The organism is Mycobacterium sp. (genome assembly GCF_965229105.1).
GTDB lineage: Bacteria > Actinomycetota > Actinomycetes > Mycobacteriales > Mycobacteriaceae > Mycobacterium.
This window is the reverse complement of sequence record NZ_OZ245858.1, coordinates 3,748,437-3,774,148: the sequence shown is the minus strand read 5'-3', so window position 1 is coordinate 3,774,148 and position 25,712 is coordinate 3,748,437. Positions and strand designations below refer to the sequence as shown.

Genomic DNA, 25,712 nt, shown 5'->3' with positions numbered 1-25,712 from the left:
GGCGCGTCGCTTTAGGCGCAATCTCGAATTCGCGGTGCCGAATTCACGTTTGGGTAGAGGCTTTGGGTCGAAGATCCGGACGTGAAGGTGTCGTCTCCTCTGCATAGACTCGGTCGAAACATGATTGGGGACATCTATGAGCGACGAGGAAGGCTGCCGACTTCCTGCGCGTGCGATCGATGACGACGTAGAGGTGTCGGTGCATTCGGAGGGCCTGCTGATCGGCGGAGATCCCGACGCCGTCGACTCGTATCTGTCGCGCCTTAGCGTCGTCGCAGGCAAGTCGATGCGCGTCGTCGGGGTCGACGCGTCTTCGGTCAGTAATGCAGCGGGACTTCTGGCAGGTGCCGCGGCGTTTCTGGCCGACTCGGGCAGATTTGTGCAGCTACATCCCGACAGTGTCAACGCCCTGAAAGTGGGCAATTGGATTCCAGGGACAGACGGCTTCTTCCGCATGATGACCCGAGGGACAGACGGCCTGTTCCTCGATCAACTTCAATGGGCGCCGGCGCCAATTGCTCCGCCGCAGATGATGGCTGTGCAATTGATCGCCACGCAGGTAGCGCTGAAGGCCGCGATGGCTCAGGTCGAGGAAGCGGTGCGTCGTGTGGAAGGCAAGGTCGAGTCTGTCCTCCACCTCGCAGACGCCTCACGTGCCGGCGACATACTCGGCAACCACCTTTCAGTCCGTCGCGCGGTGGATTTCCTGGAAAGGCATGGTGCGCTCCCGGACGCAGACTGGGATGCGCTGGCAAGCCTGGGGCCGGCGTTCAACGTCGCCGTCGAGCAGCTCCGAAATTACGTCACCCGGTTGCTGGAGTCCTTCGACGCAGACCTCCCAGTTCAGGAAAGAGCGGAGAAGTTGCGTCACGCCGTCGACGACGGTCGACTCGGCGAAACTCTGAGCTTGCTCGTGGTCGCGGAAGATTCTCTTTACCAGTGGCAGAGGCTCCGCCTCGCACGAGTTGAGGCCGGGCAGCCCGAACACCTTCAACGCGTGATAGATGATGCGCGAAACCTTCTGGCCCATCAGTTAAGTGAAGATGGAAAGCTTTATCGCAACGCGAAAGAGCTACTCGACAACTTCGCAAAGCCAGAGGCAATCGAGGGATTCCGCTTCTTTTCCGTCCGGGAACTCGCGAAACAGCGCTCCAAGTTGCGCGAGGAACTCGACCGCTTCGCGGAAGCGCGGCGTCATCAAGTCGAGGAATGGGAAGCTGTCGACACTCCCAGCTTGTTAGATGCTGCTTCTGCCGCGATCGACGCCGCTTCCGGTTCGGCCCGAAAAGCGGTCGGAGCCGCGGGGCAAGGGGTGATCCGCTTCGGTGAGTACCTCGCAGAAAAGGGTCGCACAGAGAAAGTTGAAGCGACAAAAAGTGATTCGGAATGATCTTCGTGGTCAGCCCTGAAGCCCAAGCCAACGATGCAGGTGCTTACTTCTTGTCGGTGGTGCGTGAGATTGTCTCAGGTATGTCCGGCGACCCTGTCTCAGTGCGGCTCGTCGAGTGGAACGTGGCGATGTCACTTCACACCAAAGCGCGTTGTGTCGCGATTCTTCCGGAGTCTGCGCATCCGAACAAAACCGGACAAGTGTTGGAAGAGTTTGGAGCCACACCGGGGCAATGGCAGTGGGCGGGTTCCAATATCAACAAGGGGCTGCTCGCTGTCGCCTTCGAGGGTTGGAATTTGAGAATCGATGGCAGCTATGACCCCGCTTACCAGTGGGTGATGCCATCTCATATCACTGGCCTCAACGAGATTCGGATACTCGCGGTCTGGGATATGGGCGGCCACGAGACGGCGCGTCGAATTGGCTCGTGCAGAGCATCGATTGAGCACTACGCCGAATTCTTGTCGAGAGACTCGTCGACCTGCGCTTGCCCACGAATCCTGCTCAAGACGTGAGGTATCGGTGTCGGTCTTTCTCGCCGCTGCAATTCCGAGATCGAGATTTTCGATTGCAGTGTTCAGCGCGTGGAAGGCGTCTTCTGCTGCCGTCACTGTCGGAGGCACTGGAGTGAATGACGTTCATACGGCGTTGCTCGATGCCGCCGAGCAGGTACGGGAAGGCGGGGAGCCTGTAAGGAATGCGAACTCGAATTAACCCACAGCCACGGCCGTGACGGTCGATAAACCGCCAAGCACGAATGCCTCAGCGCTGAGCTGCGACGACCACTCTCGTCATCGCAGCAAGTGATGCAGCACGACTGCCTTTCTGCAACTCCATGTGTAACAACCGTATCGGGGCTCAAAACCAAGAATATTCAAACAGAAGGAGGCATGCGTTGACTACTGTTGACCCGGTGTCGGACTCACTCACCGCAGCACTGTCCGCCGCCGGGATTCCCCTAGGCAATTACGAGTTCATCCGCAAGGTCACGAAGGTCGTCGGCATTGAACGGTATCGCTTCGTCGATCAACCCGGTAAACCTTATGTCATCGCCACGAGACGCGATGGTGGTCGCGACCTTCACATCTACTATGGCGCGACGAATGGCTTCTACTCGGAAGACGAAGTTATCCGAGTAGCCGGCGAAAAAGCTGACCGTAGAGCGAGCGGTTCACGTAAGGGAACCTGGTGTGTAGAACACCCGCTGAATCAAAGTCGCCCTCCCGGCCCGCGTTCTCGCGATGTCCGACGCGAAGGGACCCGCTGCGATTGTGGGATGGAGCGATCAGTCACCGGTATGTGTGGAAGCTGCGACTAGGAAAAATCCGGCAACCGGTATCGGCTGATCGCGTTGGATCGGCTGCCAGTGCCATCGGCAAGTGCGTCAGGACTCATGTTGCTGAGCGCGAACCAGGGCAGACCGGCGTCTCTACGTAGACGTCCCGGTCGACCGGCGTCGGAGGCGGCACCTCAACGGTGATGGCAGTCCACTGTGCGGCCGAGCAAAAGTGTACGAATACCCGCCGGGCAGACCTGAGGGGGACCCGTTTGGTGGTCCAATCGCTATGCGGCTTGGGGTTGGCGGGTCGTGGTCCACGGTAGAGCGAACTCGGCTGGGGTGAGTTCGCCGTGGGCGGAATGAGGCCGGTTGGCGTTGTAATCGCGGCGCCAGTCTTCGATGATCACGCGGGTTCGCGCAGCGAGTCGAAGCGCCATGAGTTGAGTGAGGTGACGATCGTCGGCGCACACCTCCTGTCGCATCCGACCGCCGGCCCCAGCCCCATGCTGCAGGCAGGGGCTGGCAGCGGACCGCTGTCCAGCATCGGGTCTGCACAACATCGCGTGCGCAGAGTCTGTGTGGCGTGCCACGCCGCAAGGGACCTCGACCGTGTGCGGATGTTCTTGTTCCAGTGCAGAGATCTGAGGCACAAGCACGCCACGCCGGCAAGACTGACAACTGCCTTGCCGTGCCATTTCGCTAGGACCTGTCGCAGTCAAATGCTAAATCGGCTAACTTTGTCAGTCCCTCCGCATATGGTTCCTCCAGTTCCAATGGCCACCGCCGCTGCGGGATGAGTTTCGAAGGGTTCGGGGGATGTATGCAAGCGAACTACTGCTGTGTCTCGCCCATGAGCGCGGCTCCGCTGTTACGTAAATGACAGCAGCTAATACGACGCTGCCGCCCGCGATCGAGGCTGCGTACCGCGTGCTCGCAGAGCGTGGCCCCTTATACCCGCACGATCTCGCTGACGCGCTCCGGTCAGAGGGAAGAGTGGTGCAGGCCGACCGTCTGGCACTGCTCCCAGATCGTTTTCCAGGCAGCTTCTGTCTCACCGAGGCGGGTCGTCTCTCCACCGCTTCGGCCACCACTGGCGACGCCGACCTAACCGAGTTAGACGATGACGATCCGTCGGCTCCGGACTGGTTCCGACCGACGAACCGTCCGCGGTGCCCAAATGACCGTGTCGCCGTGCTTGACATCGAGACCACCGGCCTCGATGTCACTAAGGACTTGATCTGGGAAATAGCGCTCGTGCGACTTGATGGTCAAACGATCGCTCATCTCCCGGTGCGTCTCCCCGACGGCGTCGCACGGCCTCATGGCGACGACAACGAGACCGCCGTCCCATTCGGCGAGGCATTGCAACAACTTGCAGCTGCGCTGGATTCGATCGAGGTCGTCATCGGCCACAACATCGTCGCCTTTGACGCCGTGTTCCTTGAAAAGGTCGCAAGTCGCGCCGGCCTCGCTGCCGTGAAGTTGCCTCCAGTCGTCGACACCTTGCACCTCGCCACCCTGGTAGACGTCGCGATGCCGAATCGGACCCTGGCAGACCTCGCCATGCGCTTCGACGTCGAGCGCGGCCACGCCCATCGCGCGGTGGATGACGCTACTGCCACGGCAGCCATTGCCCGCGCATTACTGAACGAAGTCGACATGGCTGAGCCAAGCTGGCCGCTCGCGATCGGTGTCCTCGAGTCGTTCAGTAGCCCAATCGCCAGTATCCTTCCGAAACTCGCGGAGCCGCCAAATCTTGAAACCCTCAGTCGCGCAGCAGATCCTCTACTGAACCCTTCAGGGGCAAGCGCCGCTGACGCGTGGTCGGCCACGCGGGAGGGTTTCGCCCACTTGAAGGAGCGGCGCGGTCTTCGTAGCCGCCCGGCCCAGCAAGAAATGGCGCATGCGGTAGCCGAGGTGTTCGACCATGGCGGTCGTCTGGCAGTAGAGGCGCCTACTGGCACCGGTAAGTCTCTGGCTTATTTGCTGCCTGCACTCGGGCGAGCATCGCGCCCTAAGCAGCCTGTCGTGGTCGCAACGGCCACGAAAGCACTTCAAGGCCAGCTTTGGGAGGAGGCCGCCCGACTACAAGAAGAGGGCTTGCTCCGAGCACCATTTCGGCAGATCCAGGGCGTCGGCAACTATGTGTGTGCCCGCGAACTCGAAGATGCCCTGGCCGACCACGAGTCGTCTGCTCTTGCTCTCGCGGTGGCAATTCGCGCACTCGCCTCGTCGCCGACCGGCACGTGGGACGACGTCACCGACGACGCTATACGACGCAGAGATGGCCGCTACGCCCGAACCCGTGCGCGATTACGCACCAACTCAGGCGGATGCGACCGTGCCCAGTGCAAGTGGGCCAAGGTATGCCCGATGATGCAGCAGCTTCGCGGCCTAGATAAGACCCCGGGGGTCGTCTCGATCAATCACGCCCTCATCGCCAGTTGGGTCAAGGTCGAGCGCGACGGCGGACACGCCCCAGGCAATGTGCTCGAGCAAGGCAAGACGGACATCGTGTTCGACGAGGCACACGCGCTCGAGGACACTTTGACCGCTGCATGGACCGAGAGCATCGATGCCATCGAACTTGAGATCCTCGTCAACGTCCTCGGCCGCCGATCCCGTCTCATGCGCCGCATCAGAACCCGGTCGAACCACGAGCCAAAGATCGCCGATGCGAGCCGCCACATCAACACCGCTGCGGTTGAAGTGACAGCTCGCGCAGTCGTGTTCACGAGCGCAATTGTCACCTACCTGCACGAATATTCAGGCAAGCAGGATTCTGCAGTGCTACGAGCGGGATTGGTAACCGGGCGGCCCGAGTATCGCGCGCTCCGGCAAGCCGCGGCAAAAACGAGATATGCACTGATACAACTCGCGAAAGGTGTATCAGCGCTGCGTCAGTCGCTCAGCGAGACAAGCGGTCTCGGTTCTGAGAAGCAGCGGCTTCGGGGATACGCCGAACGGTTGGACACTGCGATCACGCTCCTCGACACCTTGAACGATCTACCGGACAACCACTTGTGGCTCTACCGCCTCGCCACTGAAGACGATGATCCCGCGGCGTGGACGTACGAGCGGATCCCGATTCACGTCTTTCCGGAATTCTCTGAACAGGTCGTAGAACGAACCCACTCGACTGTTCTCTGCTCCGCCACCCTCACGGTGCAGCACCGATTCGACTACCTTTCCTCGCGGCTCGGTATCGCCGTCGATACGGAACCACGCGACGGTATCTTCAGAGGTTTGACGCTTCGCTCACCGTTCGACTACGCCAATCAATCGAAGGTGATCCTGACCAATCATCTCCCGATACCGATCCCAGAGAATCAGCGCGAGTTCTGCGAGGAAATGGCAGCCGACCAAGCTGGCTTCCTTTCTTTGTCCGGAGGCAAGACCCTCACCCTGTTCGCCGCGCGAAACCGCATGGAATCCGTTGCCGCCGGCGTGCGGACGCACTCCGTGGAGTTGGCAGAGCGTGGCGTCGAACTCATGGTGCAGGGTGAGCAAGGCCGATCACAGATCCAGCATCGCTTCCGCAACGAGCTGGGGACCGTTCTCTACGGATTACGTTCATACTGGGAGGGTTTCGATGCACCCGGCGAAACGCTCTCGTACCTCTTCATCGAAAAGCCACCCTACCCACATCCTGACGATCCTTTGACCTCAGCGCGGCAGCGCGCCATCGCCGAACGCGGAGGCGATCCTTTCCTCGATTACGTACTGCCCATGACGGCCATGCAGTTCACCCAAGGGTTTGGACGCCTCATACGATCGGAATCAGACCGCGGCGCGGCCTTCATCTGCGACCGGAGGCTGCACTCCCCCACCCAAGCTCAGCGAGTGATGCTCGGATCTCTACCTGACCCCAGCATTCACGAAGCGATCGATCGTGACGACGCGTGGACACAGGCCATCGAATTTGTCACCGGCGAAGCGCCTGACCTCTCGTCAGCGATTTCCTTCGGCCGCGATGATGTCACCCAGATCCTCGAATCGTTGCGATTGCTGCCCGGCGAAGACCCAACCGCAAAATTGATGGAAGCTGCCGAAAAGCTCTTTGGCATAACGCAACTGCATCCTCGCCAGCTCGAAGTGATGCGGGCGTTCATCGAGGGAAAGGACTTCCTCGCGGTCCTGCCTACGGGCTTCGGAAAGTCCCTGTGCTTCCAACTGCCGGCGTTGCTCGCGCCCGAGGCCCGCGCGACTGTCGTCGTCTCACCTCTTGTCGCTCTGATCAAAGATCAAGTCAATGACCTCCGTGGACGACGCGGGATTCGACCTGTGCAGGGAATTACCGGCACCACGTCGCGAGTCGTCCAAACCGAGATCCTTCGAGATACTGCCGAGGGTCGCGTCCGGTTGTTGTACGTGTCGCCCGAGCGACTCGCCCGCGACCCCGTCCTCCGCGGATCACTGAGCCGTCAACAGCTCAACCATGTGGTGGTCGACGAAGCGCATTGTGTTTCGGTGTGGGGTCACGATTTCCGCCCCGAGTTCCGTCAGGTACCCGCGTCTGTCGCTACCTTCGATGACCGACCGCCCCGCGCTGGGCTGACGGCCACCGCCACCCCAGAAGTGGCGCGAGACATCACCGCAGCGCTGCAAATGCAGGACCCGGTCATCGTGCGCGAGCCCAGCGACCGACCCAACCTGCGATTTCACGTCGTCCGATGCTCGGACGAAAAAGAACGTGTGCGAGAACTATTGCGGTTCGTCACCTGGTCTGGCAGCACACCCGGCATCGTCTACGTCACGCGCAGAGCACTGGCCGAAGAAGTCGCTGCGCTACTGCGCCGCGCCGGCCATGCGGCTCGCCCCTATCACGCCGGCATGGTTCCCGAGCAGCGTGACGCAGTCCAAGAGGACTTTGACTCTGACACGGCACGAATCATCGTCGCTACCAAAGCTTTTGGTATGGGCATCAACAAGCCCAATATCGGGTGGGTTGCTCACTACGACCTTCCCGACTCACTCGACGGCTACGCACAAGAGTCAGGTCGAGCTGCGCGCAGTGCTGATATGACCGGACATTGCCTGTTGCTATACACCAAGGGCGATCTCGCCCGCCGTCGGCGGCTCATCCAGATGCGCGACGCGACCGACGATGCCGCCACCGCTCAACGGCTACTTGCTGTGCTCTGGAACTCACCGCAACGAGGAAAAAGCCGTGTGTTCAACGTCGAAGAGATGGCCGACTCGCTCCAAATCGATGACGACGAACTGAACGTCCACTTGGCCCAACTTGAGCGTGTGGGTGTACTCAGCCAGGAGCTCGATTGCTCGGCTCGCGGGACCGTCGACGTCGGATTTCGCGAACCCGAGGACGAAGAGGAACGCCGACGATTCCGAGAGATCTTCTACAAGGTCCACCGTGCGCGGCCAAATGTCCGGATTCAGGTCGACTTCCAACAGCTTGAGGATCGACACGGGTACAACCAGGACGACGTGGAGCGCCAGTTCATCGACTGGACACTCGATCGCTTCATTACCTTCTCAAGTTCACGCAGGCTGCGGCGCGTCCATCTTCATGAGCGCACCGCACCAGCGCAGCGCCTTGCGAGCGAAGCGAAGCGATGGAAGACCTGGCAATACAACCGTCTGAAGGCCATGATCGATTACGCGGAGAACGAAACAGATTGCCGGCGAGTGACAATCGGCTCCCACTTCGGCGATCAAGTCTCGGATTGCCGCAGCCGCGACATCGTGGCGTGCGACCGCTGCGGCGGAGACCCGGTGCCGTGGTCATCGTTACCCGATCACCTCGTTGCCGATCCAGAACTCCTCATCAACGCCGAACTGACTGTGCTACAAGCGGTGGCATGGTCGTCGATGTACCGGGAAGGCAGATACGGAGAGTCGAGCCTCAAGGCTGCCGTGCTCGGCAATGAATCCCTCGGCCAGGGGCGACCTCTCGGACAAGGCGTGCTCAGCTGCCCGCAATTCGGCGCACTCCGTCACGTACGTAACGGCGCCAAACGCTGGGATGACGCGTTGGCAAAACTGATCGGCAGCGGACACATCGCTCGAACAACCGTCGAACGGGAAAAGACTCTGAGCGTCTACCAGTCCCTCACCCTCACTCCTATCGGTGCGCAAACCCTCGGAATACCACTAGGCCACAATGACTGAAAAGCGAATCACCCAACAGCTCCTCGAAACTGGTGAGATCGGTCTAACCGAACTCGAAGGAGCCAGCCTTGGGCTGCCTGAACACAGCACCACCATCGAGGTCGAACTCGAGGGCGACCGATTCGGCGTCCAGTGGAGCGGCCGAAGCCGGCTCCTCAGTGGCGACGTCCTTGCCGAACGTTTACAAGACTATGGCCAGGTGAACGGGCTGCTCCGACTTCGACTAGCCGACGACGTGTTTCGACTTAATTTGCTCCCGCCAGGTACCGCATCGCAGTTCCGTGAGAACCTGCCGCCTAGGCCGACCATAATCAGAAATACAAGCAAGCAGAAGGCCATGAAGCGGCGCGCTACCGTCGACCGCCAGTTCCACACCGATGACGAATATCGCTGGAACGACGATAAGAACCGAACGATTGGGTTCCTTTCCGAGGCCCGCAAGCTTCTGGGCGAGCAGCTGAAAGCAGCTGGCTTCGACACGCTCGACCTCGTTGAGCTGCGACTCCAGGGCGAAGAACTTGCCACCCTCGACGACTTCGAAGAACTCCTCGCGGTCGACGTCGCGAACGTCGACCGCATGCCGCACCAAGAAGCGGTTGCGCGACACGTACTCTCCCGGCTTCGGGGACGAGCGGTACTCGCAGACGAAGTTGGTCTCGGCAAGACCATTGAGGCGGGCCTTGCCATCAAAGAGCTGACACTTCGCGGACTGGCCAAACGAGTCCTGATCCTGTGCCCCGCACCGCTTCGCGACCAGTGGCGCGAGGAAATGAGCCAGAAATTCGATCTGACGTTCGAGGTCGCCGCTGGGCGGTCCGAGATCCGTAAGCAAGACAAACTCATCCTCAGTCTCACGCTGGCAAGGGGCAACATCGAAGCCCTCACCAAAGAACCGTGGGACATCGTCATCGTTGACGAGGCGCATCGCGCCGCCGGATCTGGTGCTCGCAAGACCCGTGACCTCATTACCTCGCTGACAACGGCATGCCGCTATGCGTTCTTTCTGACAGCAACACCCGTCCAAAACGACCTGTCCGAGTTGTATCGACTTGTCGAGCTACTTCGGCCGGGCACCTTCACCTCGGAAGCCGAATTCAAGCGGAAGTACGTCACCCGCGACGATCCCCGAACTCCGAATGACCCAGCTGCCCTGCGGCGACTTATCAGTAGCGTGATGATCCGCACCACCCGCGCGCAAGCAGGTGTTGATCGAGTCCAGCGGCGAGCCAAGGATTTTCCCGTCACGTTGGGCCCGCGAGAGCACGAACTTTATGCGATGAGTGTCGACCTGCTGCGCGGTGTGATGAACAGTCCCGGCGACGCCATGCGTCGGCGAAGCCTCGCTCTCCGACTCACGGCCAGCCCGTTCTCTATGGGCACCACTGCACTTCGGATGTCCGAACGACATCCAGAGGAGCGTGTTCGCCGCGTTCTGAAGGAAATTGCCCATCGCGCGATGGACATCCAACATTCGGCTCGTGAAGACACCGCGCTCGAACTGACACACAACTGGGCGAAGGAGCACGGTCGCGTACTCATTTTCACCCAGCACACCGACACTGTGACCGGGCTCCTCCGTCGCATGGAGCGAGAAGGCCTGCACGCGCGGTCATTCCACGGCTCAATGTCCGCGACCGAACGCGCCAAAACTATCGCCGCATTCCGCTCAGGCGAAGCCCCAGTGATGATCTCGACAGACGCCGGCGCCGAGGGACAGAACCTGCAGTTCTGCAACTGCGTGCTGAACTACGACCTGCCGTGGAACCCCATGCGCATCGAGCAGCGCATTGGCCGTGTAGACCGCCTTACGCAGCCTCGTGACGAGGTCTTCGTCGCTAATCTCTACGCCCGCAACACCGTCGACGAGCACGTCTACCACCTGCTCGCGCTCAAGCTTCGTATGTTCGAGCTGCTCTTTGGCCAGGTCACCACGATCCTCGGCGAACTCGACGACTCGAAGGCCGCATCGTTCGAAACAAGAGTCATGGATGCGCTTTTCGCTGAGAACGACCACAAAATGAACAGCTTGCTTGGCCAGTTGGGTACCGAACTGGTCGACGCACGCGAACGCGCCTCAACGCTCATCGCCGCTGACAGCGGTATGAGCAACTGGATGGCCACAGCGCACGAGCACCGCGAAGGGCTGACCAAGGAAGGAGCAGCCGAACTTCGACCCGAAGCCATCGAGAAGGCTCGTATGCGTCAACGCCGCGTACAGACCTGGGTCCGGAAAGTCCTGGCCGCACTCGATAGTCAAGTACTCCACGACACCGGTGAGGGCGACGGAGCCTTTATCACTGTGCAATTCGACGAAGAGGTCTCCGACGAACTCGGCGGGCGCACGGTCATGCATTTGGCGTTCGACCGCATCGGAATGGAGCACCACCCTGACGCTGAGTTATGTGCTGTCGGCTCACCCGTGTTCGACGAGCTTCTCGGCTTACTGCGCATGCGTGGCGACCTGCACGCAACTGTCCCGGTGATACCCGAGGACATCGGCCCCAGCCCCTACCGCCACGCCGAGTCCACTCAGCTAGTCAGCCGTCGCCTCATCCCCTCGGGGTCGTGGAGCGGTCAGGCCACATTCCGCGCGACCATCGGTGAAGCGGAGACAACCGAACACATCATCACCGGAGAACTCGATGGGCACAAAGAAGTGCGACTGGAACGTCGACCGTTGGCAGACGGCGAGTCGCTTCCGGTTGCGTTCGGTGACACCGCTGAGATCATCGGCAAATTCGAGAAGCAGGCCACCAGCCAACTTGAACGCCTTCGGCGGGAGCGCTCAAAGCAGATTCAGACCGATCAGGCAACAGAACTCAAGCGAATCCGTACCGGCTACACCGCGCAGATCGCTGAAGCGGTCAGCAGTGATGATCGGTCCCGTCTGCGCCGGGCATTAGCCTCGGAGGAGCGTCGCCTCGACCGCGCTCCCGACGTTCGCGCACGTGCCAAATTGTTGGCAGTCACGCTCGATGAGGACGACTGGCTCGTCGAGGAAAATTGGGCTGGCCCTGGCGGTGTTGAAGCACGGTTGTTGTACGAGTGGGGCTTCTCTGAGGCGCACGAAGTCGAAAGCGACGCATCGCCGAACGTCATCAAGACGCTAGCGCTGTGCTCCAAAGGCCATTGGGTCGACGAGTACGAGGTAACCCGGTGCGACTCCTGCCAGTCGCATCTGTGTAGCGCTTGCGGGGAAGACGCCGTATTCGAGAACTGCCCCGTGTGTGGAGGCGCCTGTTGCGGGAGATGCCGGGCAACAACGGGTGGGCTCTGCCACCAATGTGGAGACCCCGAGCGCGCCCCTGATCTCGACCGCGAATACGCAGTAGCCTGGCGGCTCAACCGCGGCGCGCTGCTGTTCGTCGGTGAACGGACCGCCGAAATAGTCGTGCCTGGCCAAGCCGAATCGAAAATCGTCGTCGCCGATCACGACGTTGACGATCTGGCTCGCAAAAGAATACGTGCTTACGCCGCGCACAACGGGCTACCGCTCGATACCGGCCTAGCGCTCCGTGATTTGACTAGCCGTCCGTTGAAGACGAGCACCGATAACCTGCGAATTCGCGCCAAGCAAGTGTCGGAAGTTGAGCTATCAGTTGTGGCAGCGCAAGTTTCGTCCGTCGCGATCGAAGCCCTTGACGGCGTTCCGCAGCAAGAACAGATTGCAGTCCGAGGCGAAACCGAATCGGGCGTTGCGAAGTTGTTGACCAAACTCCGCACCGCGGCAGCGCCGCCCACACCGCCAGCGCTGATGGTGACTCGTCGCTCGACCTTCACCGACCTCGAACTCGAAGTGGACCGGCTTGTCGAACGCCAGTCGGTCGTGGCCGACGACGGCGCGACACCAGTTCTGGAAGAGCGCTTCGCACTGCTCGAATGGAACCACTTCTCCCGGCAGAAACCCCTCCTGGCTGAGGTCAAATTCCTAGGTGCGCACGTGACCATAAGGCGGAGAAACGAAGGACTTCTTGTGGAGGCCTGCTTCTCAGATAGCCCGACGGTTTTGCATAAGTGGGCCGCAGTACCGGAAGGGGAACACTTCTCCGATCAAGTGGCGTGGTTTTCGGTCCTCGACACTCTCGGAACTCCTGGCGGGCGAGTAGGTCGGGCTATGAACGAGCCGATGGAGATCACCGCAGCTTACCCGTCTCCGGTGCAGGCCAGACTGCTGAATCGCAGTGTTGATCGTATCGCCGAGATTGCCAACATAGACATCGACTCCGATGTTGCGCTCGAAGTACCGGATCGCGCGACGTTGACCGCCTTGGTCGGGCTGAAAGCAAGCGAATCTGCAACCGAACCGCACCCGTTGCCGATTGAACTGGCGACTGGATTGCTCGCCAGAACGCAACAGCCGTTCACAGCGTTGGTTCGCAATGGCTTTGACGTCGGCGAGAACTGGCAGGGACACGGCACTGGACATCACACCTATCGCGTTTTCGACGGGATTCCTCTAGCGCCTACCCTCGACGATATCGGCGCGACTGCAAGCGATTTCGGAGTCTGCCGCGCCGGACATTTCTACGAACCAGGCACGACCGCCCGCTGCAGTTCGTGCAAAACCATGGCATGCCGTGCGTGCGACAGCGTTGGAGCGATGGCGTCGGTCGAATGCGACGGCTGCTCTCACCAGGTGTGTCGACGGTGCCTGACAGCCGAGCACGACGTGCCAAACGTCGGGTGCCTGTTGTGCGGCGACCATGCCTGCGCAGATTGCGGTCGTAATCCCGAGGTCAACGCTTGCGCTATATGCGCGCGGCAAGTGTGTCTCTCTTGCCGGGTGGACACGACGTGCGGCTCATGCAGCCGGCTCGCTCCAGCACCGGAACTTGTTGCCGCCCTTCCTGACGAACTCGCACCGTTCGGCGCCACGGTTCTCATCACATCGGACGCCGATGCAACAACTGCGCTCATCGTCCGCGGCGACGGGGTCGAACACGCAACCATTCGCCACGGCGCGGTTGACCGATGGGTGGCCTTTGGGAGGGACACCATCGATGACACCTATCGATTAGGCCTGGTCGCTAGTCGGCGGTTCAAAGTCCAGGTCGTGCCGGTTCGACGTGATACCCACGCTGACCTCAACGTAACCGAACCACACTTTGAAATCGATTCCACACAAAGCCATTTCATGAAGTGGATGGCTGAATCGACCAGCATAGTGGGCCGGAGCACTGAATCTTTCGAATCCCGAAGTGACAACGTATTCGCATTGGTCACCGATGAAATCTCGTCAACCGCTCGATTGCCAGAGGCCGGCGGCCCCGAACCGCGGGAGGTTCTGAGTCTGACACGCGTTGCACGTCGTCCTCAGACAGTCCAACTGCTGACAGGCTGGGCAAGCGAGGGGAATGCTTGCCACATAGTCGAGGCTGGATTGCTCGTCCGCAGCTTTGAAGACGACCGGACTTGGGATGAAATCCACTCTTGGTCCATCCCGGACACACTGCCGCAGTGGGCCTCCGATGCCTGGGACCCGCAGCCTGCCCCCTTAGCCCATGCGAGTTTCTCATCCACGGAAGTCATCGTCGTAAAGATCGCGTCGCTCGTGGCAGTGGGTGTACGGGTGAGACACCGGACGGCATGGTTCACCATCACCGCGTCTCCACTTGCTCCAGCTGCGACGCTTTTGGCGCGGTCCTTAGCAATAGCGGACACAGCCGATGAGATTTCCGCGTTTACCGACCCCTCGAAGATCGTGCGGTCGGACGTGTCGAACGCCATCAACGTCCAGACAAGTACTGAGCCGGTCGCGTATCCCCATACCGCATTCCGCGCTAGAAACGATGTCACTCACGACGCCCTGCGAGCCTGGCGGCCAAAACTTGAACCCAAAGCCCCACAACTTGATCCGATCGAGCAGAACCTTCGAAAGCGTATGGAGAGCCGCTTCGGCGGCGCCGTGCCTCGCGCACTAATCGAGATCGGGGCACGGACTGAGGACGTCGTTACTGTCGAAGGTGGCCATACGTGGAGCCATCAAGTCACTCTGAAACCTGGCGAGGTTGATGCGCGTCGAATCGACAGCAACACACACTCGCGGATCTCAGAGGGCTTCATCGACCGTGAGGGACACTTCGCACCCGGCACCCTGACGTGCAAGAACTGCGAGGAGCGAATCTGTCCACTATGCGTCGATACGCTTGTGCACTGCGATTGCTGCCAAGTATTGGTGTGTAAGCGATGCATCCGTGAACCTCAGGCCAGTCTGTGGCTTTGTCAGGCATGCAGCTCGGTGCGGCGACCGAACCGAAGTCAGGCTCGACGTCACGGTCGACTCCTCTCGACGCGAAACATGCTCATTGGCGTCGACCGTCACCACGAAGTAGTGGTCCAGTCCACGAAACACCAGTGGGCGCTTAGAACTGAGGATGGCAAGTCTCAACCGATTGCCGGACCTTCGGTGTCCGCTTATCTCACAGCATGTTTGGATCGACCCGCCGGTGACTGACTGCTATCAATCTAACGGCGCCAAACCGAATCAGAGAGTCAGGTCATTCATTGGGAATGCTGCTTCAAGGGCGTTCTTTTCCCCAGCTGGCTCAATGAAGTGCGGATGTCGACCGACCAAGCCAACACGCTTCGGCACGCTCTCGGCCACTGCCTCGATTCTTAAATCACGTTGTGGTGCAGCGGCTCTGCACGAACTAGCAGAAAGCGGATGATGAATACGGGTCTCGATGAAGTCTTCCCGCCGACGCCGGAAGTGTGGGCTGAGTTAGCCCAGTATGAGATGGCAGGTGATCACCAGTTCGGCAAGGCTGTGCAATTCTTACAAGACGGCGGTGTGGACCCGAAGCTCCTCGCGGAGCGATTGGATATCAAGGTTGACTATGCCGCATGGCTTCTGACTCACGCTCGGAAGATGAAGAGCGGGATTATCCGTGTCTTGGTGAGTAAGAAGAGCGACGGTCGCGAGACGGCGAGTATCCAGGCTCACCATTACCGGTACGTGTTGGACGAGGACCTCACACGTGAAACCCGGCAATATGTGGAAACGGTGATAGCGAAATTCCGAACCGTCAACCCCGATATCCCGATGAAGGCGGCGAGAGCCCAAGGCGCTCAGGATTCGCATACTCGTGAACTGACATTCGAACCAACGCTGTGCACCAATCCTGATTGTGAATGGGCATGGACCCATCACGGCGGCCAATGCTCGTGACGCTGCACCTCATGTGCGAGGTGCTGACGGCATCACCATTCCCGATAGCGCACCCGAGTAACCGCGATGCCATACGTATTGCCATTCCGAAGGATGATTGACGAATGTCTATCAGGCTTAAAGAGATTCGTGAGGCCGCCGGGGCGACACAGAAAGAGGTCGCTACCGGCATGGGATTTGTGGGCAATACCAGGCGCGGCGCTGTCGCGAAGATCGAAGCGCGGTCGGATTGGCTAAAGTCCACTATTGCAGCGTATTGCGGCGCCGTCGGCGCTACCGCTGAACTGGTGATCCACGTCAACGGGCGCGAGTTGCGGTTCGATGTGACCGGCGGGTGATGTAGCCGCATCCCTGTGACTAGCTATACCGTCGAACTGGCGCTCTACACGAACATAAACGCACCTTCGAAGATGCGATTCTGTCTCCGACTGCCACGGTGATCGGGGAACTCGCGCCATGCTGGTGCCGATGCCGCGAGCGGACCGTCTATCACCAATTCCTCGCGTTCGACATCGCAGACCTCTTTGTTGACGGCGGTGTAAATTATATCGGCGCCGCAAGAGTGTCCATCACGACACCGCCGCCATCCGACGATTCGTTTAGATCAGCTATTAGCGAGGACCCAATGTGGCCGTCCTGTTCAACGGACCGGGCCGGTCACCCTTGCTGCCTCTCCCGCGGTGCGCTCGGGCTACATCACAGCCTTCGCGATCCATGCCGACGAATGCGAGAAGCTCCTAGTCATCCTCGAACGCGGCGCCGGCGCGTCCGCGACGCCCAGACCGGCGCCGGTGAATCCATCCGCGCAGCGGTGTCGAGCTTCCACGCGCTTACGCTCGCCGACGTCTTGTTAGTAACCGCCGGCGCCATCGCCCGCACCACCAGGCATTAGCTAGCCTGCAGCGTCGCACTCAAGTACTACGTGGCCGGTGAGTCCGAGCAGCTGCTGAATTTGTAGGACAGCCCCCGTATTGTCAGGCGACCGGCCCGTACAACTTAGCGGACCTGTCTGGTATCAAGAGTCGGACATAAATTCGACCCGCCACGCTAGAAAAGAGGCTTCGCCGAAGTGCCCAGTTGGTTCGTTGACGACGCACTTTGCGAGATGCCGCGGTGACTGCTCCCACCACCGACTCCCCGCCAGCGCTGCACGAAAAGCGCACCGGCCTGGCCATGTGGATCCGCCGGCTGGCGATCCCGATCATCATCGGCTGGATCGTGATCGTCGGGATATCGAACGTCGCCGTCCCGCAGCTCGAAACCGTCGGCCAGATGCGTTCGGTGTCGATGAGCCCGGACTTCGCGCCGTCGGTGATCGCCATGAAGCGCGTCGGCACGGTGTTCGAGGAGTTCAAGTCCGACAGCTCGGCCATGATAGTGCTGGAAAGCGAGCACCCTCTCGGCGACGCCGACCACGCGTTCTACGACCAGATGATCGCCAAGCTCGAAGCCGACACAGTCCACGTCGAGCATGTGCAGGACTTCTGGGGCGATCCGTTGACCAGCCAGGGCGCCCAAAGCCCCGACGGGCGGGCGACCTATGTCCAGGTCTATCTCGCCGGCAACCAGGGCGAGGCACTGGCCAACGACTCGGTGAAGGCCGCCCAGGACATCGTCAAGAGCCTGACTCCCCCGCCCGGGCTCAAGGTCTATGTCACCGGCGGCTCGGCGCTGGCTGCGGATCAGCAGATCGCCGGTGACCGCAGCGTCAAGATGATCGAATACGCCACGTTCGGCGTCATCATCATCATGCTGCTGCTGGTCTACCGCTCGATCGTCACGGTGCTGATTCAGCTGGCCATGGTGGTCCTGACGCTCTCCGCATCGCGAGGGATTGTGGCGTTCCTGGGCTATCACGACGTCATCGGGCTCTCGACGTTCGCGACGAACCTACTGGTCACCCTCGCCATCGCCGCATCGACCGACTACGCCATCTTCCTGATCGGGCGATATCAAGAGGCGCGCAGCGTCGGCGAGGACCGCGAACAGGCGTACTACACGATGTTCCACGGCACCGCCCATGTGGTGCTGGCCTCCGGTATGACGATCGCCGGCGCCACCTTCTGCCTGCACTTCACCAACCTGCCGTACTTCACCAGTTTGGGCATTCCGCTGGCCTGCGGTATGGCCGTGGCAGTGCTGGTGTCGCTGACGCTGGGGCCCGCGGTGATCACCATCGCCAGCCGGTTCGGCCTGCTCGAACCCAAGCGCGCCATGCGTATCCGCGGCTGGCGCCGCATCGGTGCCCTCATCGTCCGCTGGCCCGTCCCGATCCTGGTGGCGACGGTCGCGATCTCCCTGGTCGGGCTGATCACGTTGCCCGGCTACCAACCCAACTACAACGACCGGAACTACCTGCCCCAGGACCTGCCCGCCAATGAGGGCTTCGCCGCGGCCGAACGTCACTTCTCGGCCTCGCGGATGAATCCCGAACTGCTGCTCATCGAGACCGATCACGATCTGCGCAATTCGGCGGACTTCCTGGTGATCGACAAAATCGCCAAGGCCATCTTCCGCGTCCCGGGCATCGGCAGCGTGCAGGCCATCACCCGCCCGGACGGTAAACCGTTGGCGTTCAGCACCATTCCCGCCCAAATGAGCATGGGCGGAATGAACCAGAAAATGAATCTGCGCTACAACGAGAACATGATCGACAACATGCTCGCGCAGGCCGACGAGATGCAGAAGTCGATCGATACCACCGATCGCATGGTCCAGATCATGACCGAGATGAGCGCGGTCACCCACGCGATGGTCACGCAGACCCAGAACATGGCCGTCGATATCGCCCAGTTACGCGACCACATCGCCGATTTCGACGATTTCATCCGCCCGCTCCGCAATTACCTCTACTGGGAACCGCACTGCTTCGACATCCCGATGTGCTGGTCGATCCGCGCCACCTTCGACACGCTCGATGGCATCGACACCACCACTGACGACATCCAGCTGCTGGTGCCCCAGTTGCAGAAACTCGACGCGCTGATGCCGCAGCTGCTGACGCTGATGCCGCAGATGAACCAGACGATGAAGAACTCCAAAGAGTCGATGCTCAAGATGTACGCCACCCAGAAGGGTCAGCTCGACCGTGGCGCGGCGATGTCCGACAACTCCGAAGCCATGGGTAAGGCATTCAACGACGCCAAGAACGACGACTCGTTCTATCTACCGCCGGAAACGTTCAACAACCCGGACTTCAAACGCGGGATGAAGAGCTTCATCTCCCCCGACGGCCACGCGGTGCGGTTCATCATCTCCCACGACGGTGACCCGCTGTCTGCGGCCGGAATCGAACGCATCGATGCCATCAAGCAGGCGGCGAAGGAGGCCATGAAGGGCACTCCGCTGCAGGGCTCCAAGATCTTCATCGGCGGCACCGCCTCGGTGTTCAAGGACATGCAGGAGGGCAACAGCTACGACCTGATGATCGCCGGGATTTCCGCACTGATCCTGATCTTCATCATCATGTTGCTGATTACCCGCAGCGTCGTCGCCGCGGCCACCATCGTCGGCACCGTGGTGTTATCGCTCGGCGCATCCTTCGGCATATCGGTCCTGGTGTGGCAGCACATCCTCGGTATCGAGCTGCACTTCATGGTGATGGCGATGGCGGTCATCATCCTGTTGGCCGTCGGCGCCGACTACAACCTGCTCCTGGTGGCGCGCCTCAAAGAGGAGATCCATGCAGGGGTCAACACCGGCATCATCCGCGCCATGGGCGGTACCGGATCTGTGGTCACCGCAGCAGGTTTGGTGTTCGCGTTCACCATGATGGCCATGGCGGTCAGCGAGCTGACCGTGGTCGCCCAGGTCGGCAGCACCATCGGGTTGGGCCTGCTGTTCGACACCTTGGTGGTCCGGGCCTTCATGACGCCGGCCATCGCCGCACTGATGGGTAAGTGGTTCTGGTGGCCGCAGCGAGTGCGCCCCCGGCCGGTGCCTGCGCCGTGGCCGAAGGTGAGCTCCGACTCCCCGGCCTGACTGCTCTTTGCCACACCCCTAACTCGATTCGCTCAGATGCGGGCAAGTCGACACCCGCCACCTTTCACCGCGCAGCAGGCACCAACGCCGTCACCGCGATCCCCGTAGCCTCAGCGATGATCGCCTGCGCCTGCTCCTTTGGTGTCTCGGGATCAGCCGGCGCGGTGTACACGGCGACGACCAAGGGCGCACGGTTCGGCGGCCACACCACCGCGATGTCATTGCTCTCGCCTTGCGCGCCCGTACCGGTCTTGTCCCCGACCACCCAATCGCGGGGCACCCCGGCCCGAATCGCTTTATCGCCAGTCGTATTCGCCTTGAGCAGTGCGGTGAATCTGTCGCGGGACACCACGGATAGCCCGTCACCCAGTACCAGCGCCTGCAGGTCGTCGACCATCTGCTCCGGCGTCGACGTATCGCGCAGATCGCCGGGTGAGGTGATGTTCAGATCAGGTTCGATCCGATCGATCCGTGTGACGTCATCGCCCAGCGATCGTGCGAAGGCGGTCACCGCCGCAGGCCCGCCCAGTTGTTGCACCAACAGGTTGGCCGCGGTGTTATCGCTGACGGTCATCGCCGCGTCGCACAATGCGGCAACGGTCATGCCCTGGTCGACGTGCAGCGATGTCACCGGCGCCCATTCGAGTACATCCGCGGGGCCGTAGGTGATCACCTGATCCAGCAACTCTGGATGCGCGGCGCTCTGCCGCAGGATGGCCGCGACCGTCAAAGCCTTTCCCGTGGAACACAATAGGAAACGCTCCCCTGCGCGGTAACCCACGGTGGTCCCCGACGCCGTATCGAGCGCGTACACCCCCAGCCGCCCGCGCATCTTTTGTTCCACCGCGGCCAGCGCGGCATCCGTGTCGGTCGCTGCCAATGCCGGCGGTGACTGATTCCTGGCGCACCCCGCCGCAACGGCGGTTAGGGCTACCAGCCCGGCTTGGAGTGCGGCGCGTCGGCTCAACGGAGGTGTGGTCATGACCGCAACCAGAACACCCAGATACCGGTCATGTCCAAGAGCGACTCGCGTGCAATCTCATATCATTGAGATATGACTGCTGTTCCACAGCGTGTTGACCTCGTTCGATTGCTCGAATTTTTCGTGGCAGTGGCCGACGAACGGCATTTCGGCCACGCCGCCGACGTCGTCGGAGTCAGTCAGCCGCCGCTGTCGCAGGGTCTGAAACGCCTCGAGCGCAGGCTGGGCTCGGTGTTGTTCGAGCGCGGCAGCCGCGGCGCCACCCTGACACCGGCGGGTGTCGCACTGCTTCCGCACGCCCGCCGCGTCCTGGCCGACGTGCACCTGCTGTTATCCGCAGCCGACGACGCCCGCGCCGAGCCGATCGGGATCGGTATCGGTATCGGCATCCCGCCGCAGATGCCGGTGCACGCCGTCGCCGCCCTGGTCGCCAATGCACGCCAAGCTCTGGCGGGCCGGCGAGTGGAACTCACCACCGCACCGACGGCGACCCTGCTGCCGTCAACCACCCGAGGCGACCTCGACGCGGCCGTCATCGTGCATCCAGCTCCTGTGGCCGGGTTGGCCGCCGGTCCTGTGGTGCGACTACCCGGGCGCCTGCTGGTTGCCGCGGACCATCCGCTGGCCCAGCAGGCGACGGTGACACTGCAGGACATAGCGCGCTCGACACCGTTGGCCCTGCCGCCGCGCCAGCACCATCCCGCCGCACACGATCATCTGATGGATATCGTTGCCCGCCATGGTATTCGGGTCAACCCCCGCCCAGCCGACGATGACCGGGCAGCAACGTTGGCCGCCGCCTCCGGTGCGGCCGCGGCACTGACTGCCGATGCCGACCTGTCGTCGCCGAGTGTGGCCAACCTGGCGATCGACGGTGACCCCTTCCCGCTGCGGCTGCGCATAGTGCGCCCGGTTGGCGACGACACGTCACCGCACGCCGATGCCCTGGACGCCATGCAGAGTGCGCTGGAGTCGTTGACCACCGGCAACCCAGCATGAGCGGTATCGCCGAACGTATCGCTGCGGTCTTCGCCGACGCCGGGGCCACCGGGTGGCTCCATGCCATCGCCGCCGACGGTTTGCCCGGCGAGGAAGTGAATGTCGACGGCGATCGACCCGTGGCGATCGCATCGGTCTACAAGGTGCCATTGCTGGTCGCGATGATGCGCCTGGTGGACAGCGGTGACCTCGATCCCACCGAACGGGTGACGCTCACTCCTGGCGATCGCACCGTGGGCCCGACGGGCATCTCGACGCTGATGGACGACGTGACCATGTCATGGCGCGATCTGGCGGCGATGATGATGAGCGTCTCGGACAACGCTGCCGCTGACGCCATTCTGCAGCGGGTCGGTATCGAGACCGTCGGCGAGTCGCTGCAGCAGCTGGGTTTGACGCACAGCCGCATCGTCGGTGGCACCGCAGATGCCTATCGGCTTCTTCATATCGACACCGGGACAACCGACTTGGCTGCGGCGCTGCGGGCATTGTCGGACGCGGACATGCCGATCGACCCGCGAGCCTACGATCCCGTGCATGCCAGCTCCGCCACCGCCCGCGAGATGACCACCCTGCTGTCCGCGGTGTGGACCGACCACGCTGCCAGTGCCGTCAGTTGCGGCTTCATCAGGACGTTGATGGCTGGCCAGGTACGTCCCAATCGCCTCGCCAGCGGCTTCGCGTTCCCCGGAGTGCTCGTCGCCGGGAAGACCGGAACGCTCGGCGCCCTTCGACATGAAGTCGGCGTTGTGCACTACGACGGCGAAAGACCCTATGCAGTAGCTGTTTTCACTCAGTCCGCACGAGCAGCGACGATCCAGCCCCGCATCGACAATGCCATCGGGCACGCCGCCCGCCTCGCTGTCGACCACCTGCGCGGCAACGCCTGACACTTTCGCTCGGATTGTCGCTCCAAGGCGGGGCAGAAGGCCACACGCGCCGCTGGCTCGTCACCGGTCCCGGTTAGACGTACTCTGCCTGTCGATGGACCTCTGTCATACGAACGGAGGAATCTGGCGACCATTTGTGGCTTGGGAACGGCCCACCGCCGGTGAGAGATTTTCGAATTACTGCCTTTCAAACAGACAAACAGCCACGAATCAGTCTGCATCGCAATGTGATTGCTTCACTACTTCCTGATTGACTGCAGGCGAAATCGCGACAACACTCCACCTGAGTGAGGCCTTAGGCCCGCAGCGCAATAGTTGTACTCATCAAGGCACAGCCTGATAGTTTTGCCGCATTTCGGTGAACTGGTGGTGCCGGTCACCCTGAGGTTATTACTTAGGAGCTGTAAGTGGGATTGACCCGTTTCGCACTGACCGGCATAGCGATGGCATTGGCAGTTTCAGGCTGCTCCGGAAACGACCAACCCGCCAACGAAATCACTTCGGCGGCTGGCACGCCGATATCGACAACGTCGCAAAGAACGACGACGAACACCACTGCTACGAACACCACCAGCACCACCAGCACCACCACCACCACCACGGAAACGACGACAACGACAGCACCGACGACCACAACGACCTTCGTTTCCAAGACCGCAATTCGGTCAGTTGTTGTCGAACCAACCGGTATCTTCTGCTTGGACAAAGTAGGCGCCGACCTCTACCAGCTCGAGCCTGAAAGCAGCTGCTCACGTGGCGCAAACTTTGAGCTGGAATGGCATTCGCTGGGCGATAACGACGATGTTGAATCCGAGGATTGCACAGTGGTCATCGAGATCACTGGCCCGAATGGCCTCGATGAACGGCGTCGTAGCGGTGACTGCACCGGTGGTGCCCGGGGATACGACGATGCCGTCTACATAAAACATGTGGCTGGTGCGTACACCATCGATATTTCAGTCACCTCGCCTGATGGCGGTGCGCCCGTCACAGCCACAAGAACGATTAACGTGCTCCCGCACGGGAGCTGATTCCGCAAGTTCCAGCACTGGCAGGGCCGCTTGGATGGCCCCATTTTTAGTGCTCGGCTTCATGAATTTCGTCTCGCGCGGAGCCGAGCAGAAAGACACCCGCTCCGCAAACTGCTGAACCCTGGCAAACAGCGCTGTTGGTTTTCGGCACCAGATTTCAGAACTGGCAATTTTCATACGTTTGGGTGACACCGTCGAGGTCACAAAGTCGTTACCGTCATGGCACACGGTCATCACAGTTCACTGGGGTATCGACCGTTATAAGAGGCCTGCCGGCTGTAAATCAGGCGCAGGTAAACACATTTTCAGCAAAGGGGTCGGGGAATGACTGTCGAAACTGTTGACGCACACGAGAGCGCAGTCGCCAAAGTTGCGCGGGCGCTGCCCAGGGTATCGGTGCGCACCGCATTGATCGCCGGGGTTACCGCGCTCGGGATCGCCGCTGCGCTACCCAACGGGCCGGTCTCCACCCGGCCGGAGGTTCGAACCGTGGCGGCGGCTAGCGTCGCGGCACCCCTCCGCGTCTCCCAACAGGACGTCGAGTTGACGTCGATTTGGATACCGGGATGGTCTGACGCCATGAATGCGATCGCTACGCTATCCAACGTTGCCGAGCCCCTGGTCACCAACACGGTCAATTTTGCGGCATCGGTCGCTAGCTATGTCCCCGTCGTCAATGTCGTAGCGCGACAGGTATATATCGTCTACAACTACTTGCTTTGGCCGATCTTGTGGCTGCCAACGAGCTGCGGCGTACTGTTCGCCGCGACCCTGGACTTCGGTTATCTGGAGCATTGGATCTCGGTCCAGGCATTGTCGCTTGCAGACTTCGTTCAGGCGGAGGCTAACTTCTTCTTGGGCGGGGGCTGGATCCCGTTCGCTGCGCCAGCAGCAACGTTAACATCGGCAACAGCAGGCGCCAAGCCTCTCGGCGGGGGCGGTTCCGCCGAAGTTTCGCCTGCAGGCGGCGATACATCGCTTCCCGGTGCAGAGCATGCGTCCCACTCGAAGGGAGTCTCCGTAACGGCTGAAGTGCCCGAAGGTTCCGCAGATGCAGTGCCGGAAGCAAAGAGTGCTGTCGCAGCATCGGCCGAGCCCACGGGAGCGCTCGAGGTCGGCGTCGAAACACCCCTCGAACAAGATGCGGCGCCCGAGACCGGCACTGTAGCGGCGACGACGCCGGCCGAAGAGGCTGACCTCGCTGACGAGGTTGCCGCTACCCTCAAGAGCACCGACGATAACGACCACGGCACCACCGCAGCCAAGGACAGCAGTCATAGCGGCGCCGCTTCAACGGGTAAGCGTCAGGCCGGGAGCAGCTCAGCCACTGCGGGCGACGATCACAAAGCCCCCAGCACCGGCCACCGCAGTTCGCGGGATCGCGCCGCGTAACTACTGCGGCCTGAAACCTGCACTCGCTGCCGACAACCTCGCGCTCAACGGCCTGCATCGCCAGGCCGTTGAGACGCGCCCAGCGATGACCAAAATACCCGCCCCGCTTGGAGACGGAAGTGACATCACACCTCTGAAGCCAAGGCCACCCTGTGTTCACGTGATGATTCCAGCGAAGTTACTTCATCTCGGTGCAGTTCCCGTCACCTGATGGTGGGGGCCCCTGTCGTCGAAACAGGCATGTTTTCTGTCATCCCCTTGCGCGGACAGTCTTCGGTCACGGTCGAGTGGTCACACATGACGAATTGTTCTACCGCAGTGGCGGGTTGAATTCGATTACCGGACACTGCCGCCAGACTGCTCGTTCCGAGTATCCAGTTTCGTAAGTAACAGATAAGTTCGTCGCTTCTTGGGCGAGCTGCCGCAATATCGGTACGTCAACCGCGCTTCCCGCCTCGGCCCACGTAT

General features: G+C 61.2%; 14 protein-coding genes and 1 pseudogene. 11 read left to right on the top strand and 4 right to left on the bottom strand.

Annotated features, from left to right (window positions below; genetic code table 11):
* Window positions 1–136: 136 nt before the first annotated feature.
* The 3 genes from ADBZ9O_RS17615 to ADBZ9O_RS17605 all read left to right on the top strand — a co-directional run bounded on the left by ADBZ9O_RS17615 (window position 137) and on the right by ADBZ9O_RS17605 (window position 2,708).
* The gene (locus ADBZ9O_RS17615) at window positions 137–1,390 is read left to right on the top strand and encodes a hypothetical protein (protein WP_526524036.1); all 1,254 of its coding nucleotides are present in this window, start codon (window positions 137–139) and stop codon (window positions 1,388–1,390) included.
* Complete coding sequence (locus ADBZ9O_RS17610) at window positions 1,387–1,905, top strand: hypothetical protein (protein ID WP_526524035.1); 519 nt, start codon at window positions 1,387–1,389, stop codon at window positions 1,903–1,905. The genes ADBZ9O_RS17615 and ADBZ9O_RS17610 overlap by 4 nt, the downstream gene beginning before the upstream one ends.
* Window positions 1,906–2,285: 380 nt before the next feature.
* Entirely contained in the window at window positions 2,286–2,708 is a 423-nt protein-coding gene (locus tag ADBZ9O_RS17605) for a hypothetical protein (protein WP_526524033.1), read from the top strand.
* A 245-nt stretch (window positions 2,709–2,953) separates the two neighbouring features.
* Here the strand turns inward: ADBZ9O_RS17605 and ADBZ9O_RS17600 are convergent.
* Window positions 2,954–3,114 (bottom strand): annotated as a pseudogene (locus ADBZ9O_RS17600) (integrase core domain-containing protein); the annotation flags it as partial.
* A gap of 746 nt (window positions 3,115–3,860) precedes the next feature.
* Here ADBZ9O_RS17600 and ADBZ9O_RS17595 point away from each other — a divergent pair.
* The 5 genes from ADBZ9O_RS17595 to ADBZ9O_RS17575 all read left to right on the top strand — a co-directional run bounded on the left by ADBZ9O_RS17595 (window position 3,861) and on the right by ADBZ9O_RS17575 (window position 19,950).
* Complete coding sequence (locus ADBZ9O_RS17595; RefSeq protein WP_526524031.1) at window positions 3,861–8,801, top strand: RecQ family ATP-dependent DNA helicase; 4,941 nt, start codon at window positions 3,861–3,863, stop codon at window positions 8,799–8,801.
* On the top strand, window positions 8,794–15,255 hold the full coding sequence (locus ADBZ9O_RS17590) for a helicase-related protein (RefSeq protein WP_526524030.1): 6,462 nt from the start codon (window positions 8,794–8,796) through the stop codon (window positions 15,253–15,255). Before ADBZ9O_RS17595 ends, ADBZ9O_RS17590 begins: the two co-directional genes overlap by 8 nt.
* 210 nt (window positions 15,256–15,465) lie before the next feature.
* Entirely contained in the window at window positions 15,466–15,969 is a 504-nt protein-coding gene (locus tag ADBZ9O_RS17585) for a hypothetical protein (protein WP_526524028.1), read from the top strand.
* A gap of 104 nt (window positions 15,970–16,073) precedes the next feature.
* Complete coding sequence (gene relB, locus ADBZ9O_RS17580) at window positions 16,074–16,307, top strand: type II toxin-antitoxin system RelB family anti-toxin (RefSeq protein ID WP_526524026.1); 234 nt, start codon at window positions 16,074–16,076, stop codon at window positions 16,305–16,307.
* Between the two features lie 835 nt (window positions 16,308–17,142).
* Complete coding sequence (locus ADBZ9O_RS17575; protein ID WP_526533252.1) at window positions 17,143–19,950, top strand: MMPL/RND family transporter; 2,808 nt, start codon at window positions 17,143–17,145, stop codon at window positions 19,948–19,950.
* Window positions 19,951–20,014: 64 nt separating this feature from the next.
* Here ADBZ9O_RS17575 and bla read toward each other — a convergent pair whose 3' ends face one another.
* Entirely contained in the window at window positions 20,015–20,932 is a 918-nt protein-coding gene (gene bla, locus ADBZ9O_RS17570) for a class A beta-lactamase (protein WP_526524024.1), read from the bottom strand.
* A gap of 72 nt (window positions 20,933–21,004) precedes the next feature.
* Here bla and ADBZ9O_RS17565 point away from each other — a divergent pair, with 72 nt between their 5' ends.
* A complete protein-coding gene (locus tag ADBZ9O_RS17565; RefSeq protein ID WP_526524023.1) occupies window positions 21,005–21,931 on the top strand; it encodes a LysR family transcriptional regulator in 927 nt (308 codons plus the stop codon).
* Window positions 21,928–22,821 (top strand): serine hydrolase, encoded by an 894-nt coding sequence (locus ADBZ9O_RS17560; RefSeq protein ID WP_526524021.1) that lies wholly within the window; start codon window positions 21,928–21,930, stop codon window positions 22,819–22,821. Before ADBZ9O_RS17565 ends, ADBZ9O_RS17560 begins: the two co-directional genes overlap by 4 nt.
* 394 nt (window positions 22,822–23,215) lie before the next feature.
* Here ADBZ9O_RS17560 and ADBZ9O_RS17555 read toward each other — a convergent pair whose 3' ends face one another.
* Window positions 23,216–23,527, bottom strand: coding sequence for a hypothetical protein (locus ADBZ9O_RS17555; RefSeq protein WP_526524019.1), 312 nt, complete (start codon window positions 23,525–23,527; stop codon window positions 23,216–23,218).
* A 43-nt stretch (window positions 23,528–23,570) separates the two neighbouring features.
* A complete protein-coding gene (locus ADBZ9O_RS17550) occupies window positions 23,571–23,750 on the bottom strand; it encodes a hypothetical protein (RefSeq protein ID WP_526524017.1) in 180 nt (59 codons plus the stop codon).
* Between the two features lie 426 nt (window positions 23,751–24,176).
* On the opposite strand from ADBZ9O_RS17550, the gene ADBZ9O_RS17545 reads away from it, so the two are divergent.
* Window positions 24,177–25,244, top strand: coding sequence for a hypothetical protein (locus ADBZ9O_RS17545; protein WP_526524015.1), 1,068 nt, complete (start codon window positions 24,177–24,179; stop codon window positions 25,242–25,244).
* Window positions 25,245–25,712 lie beyond the last annotated feature (468 nt).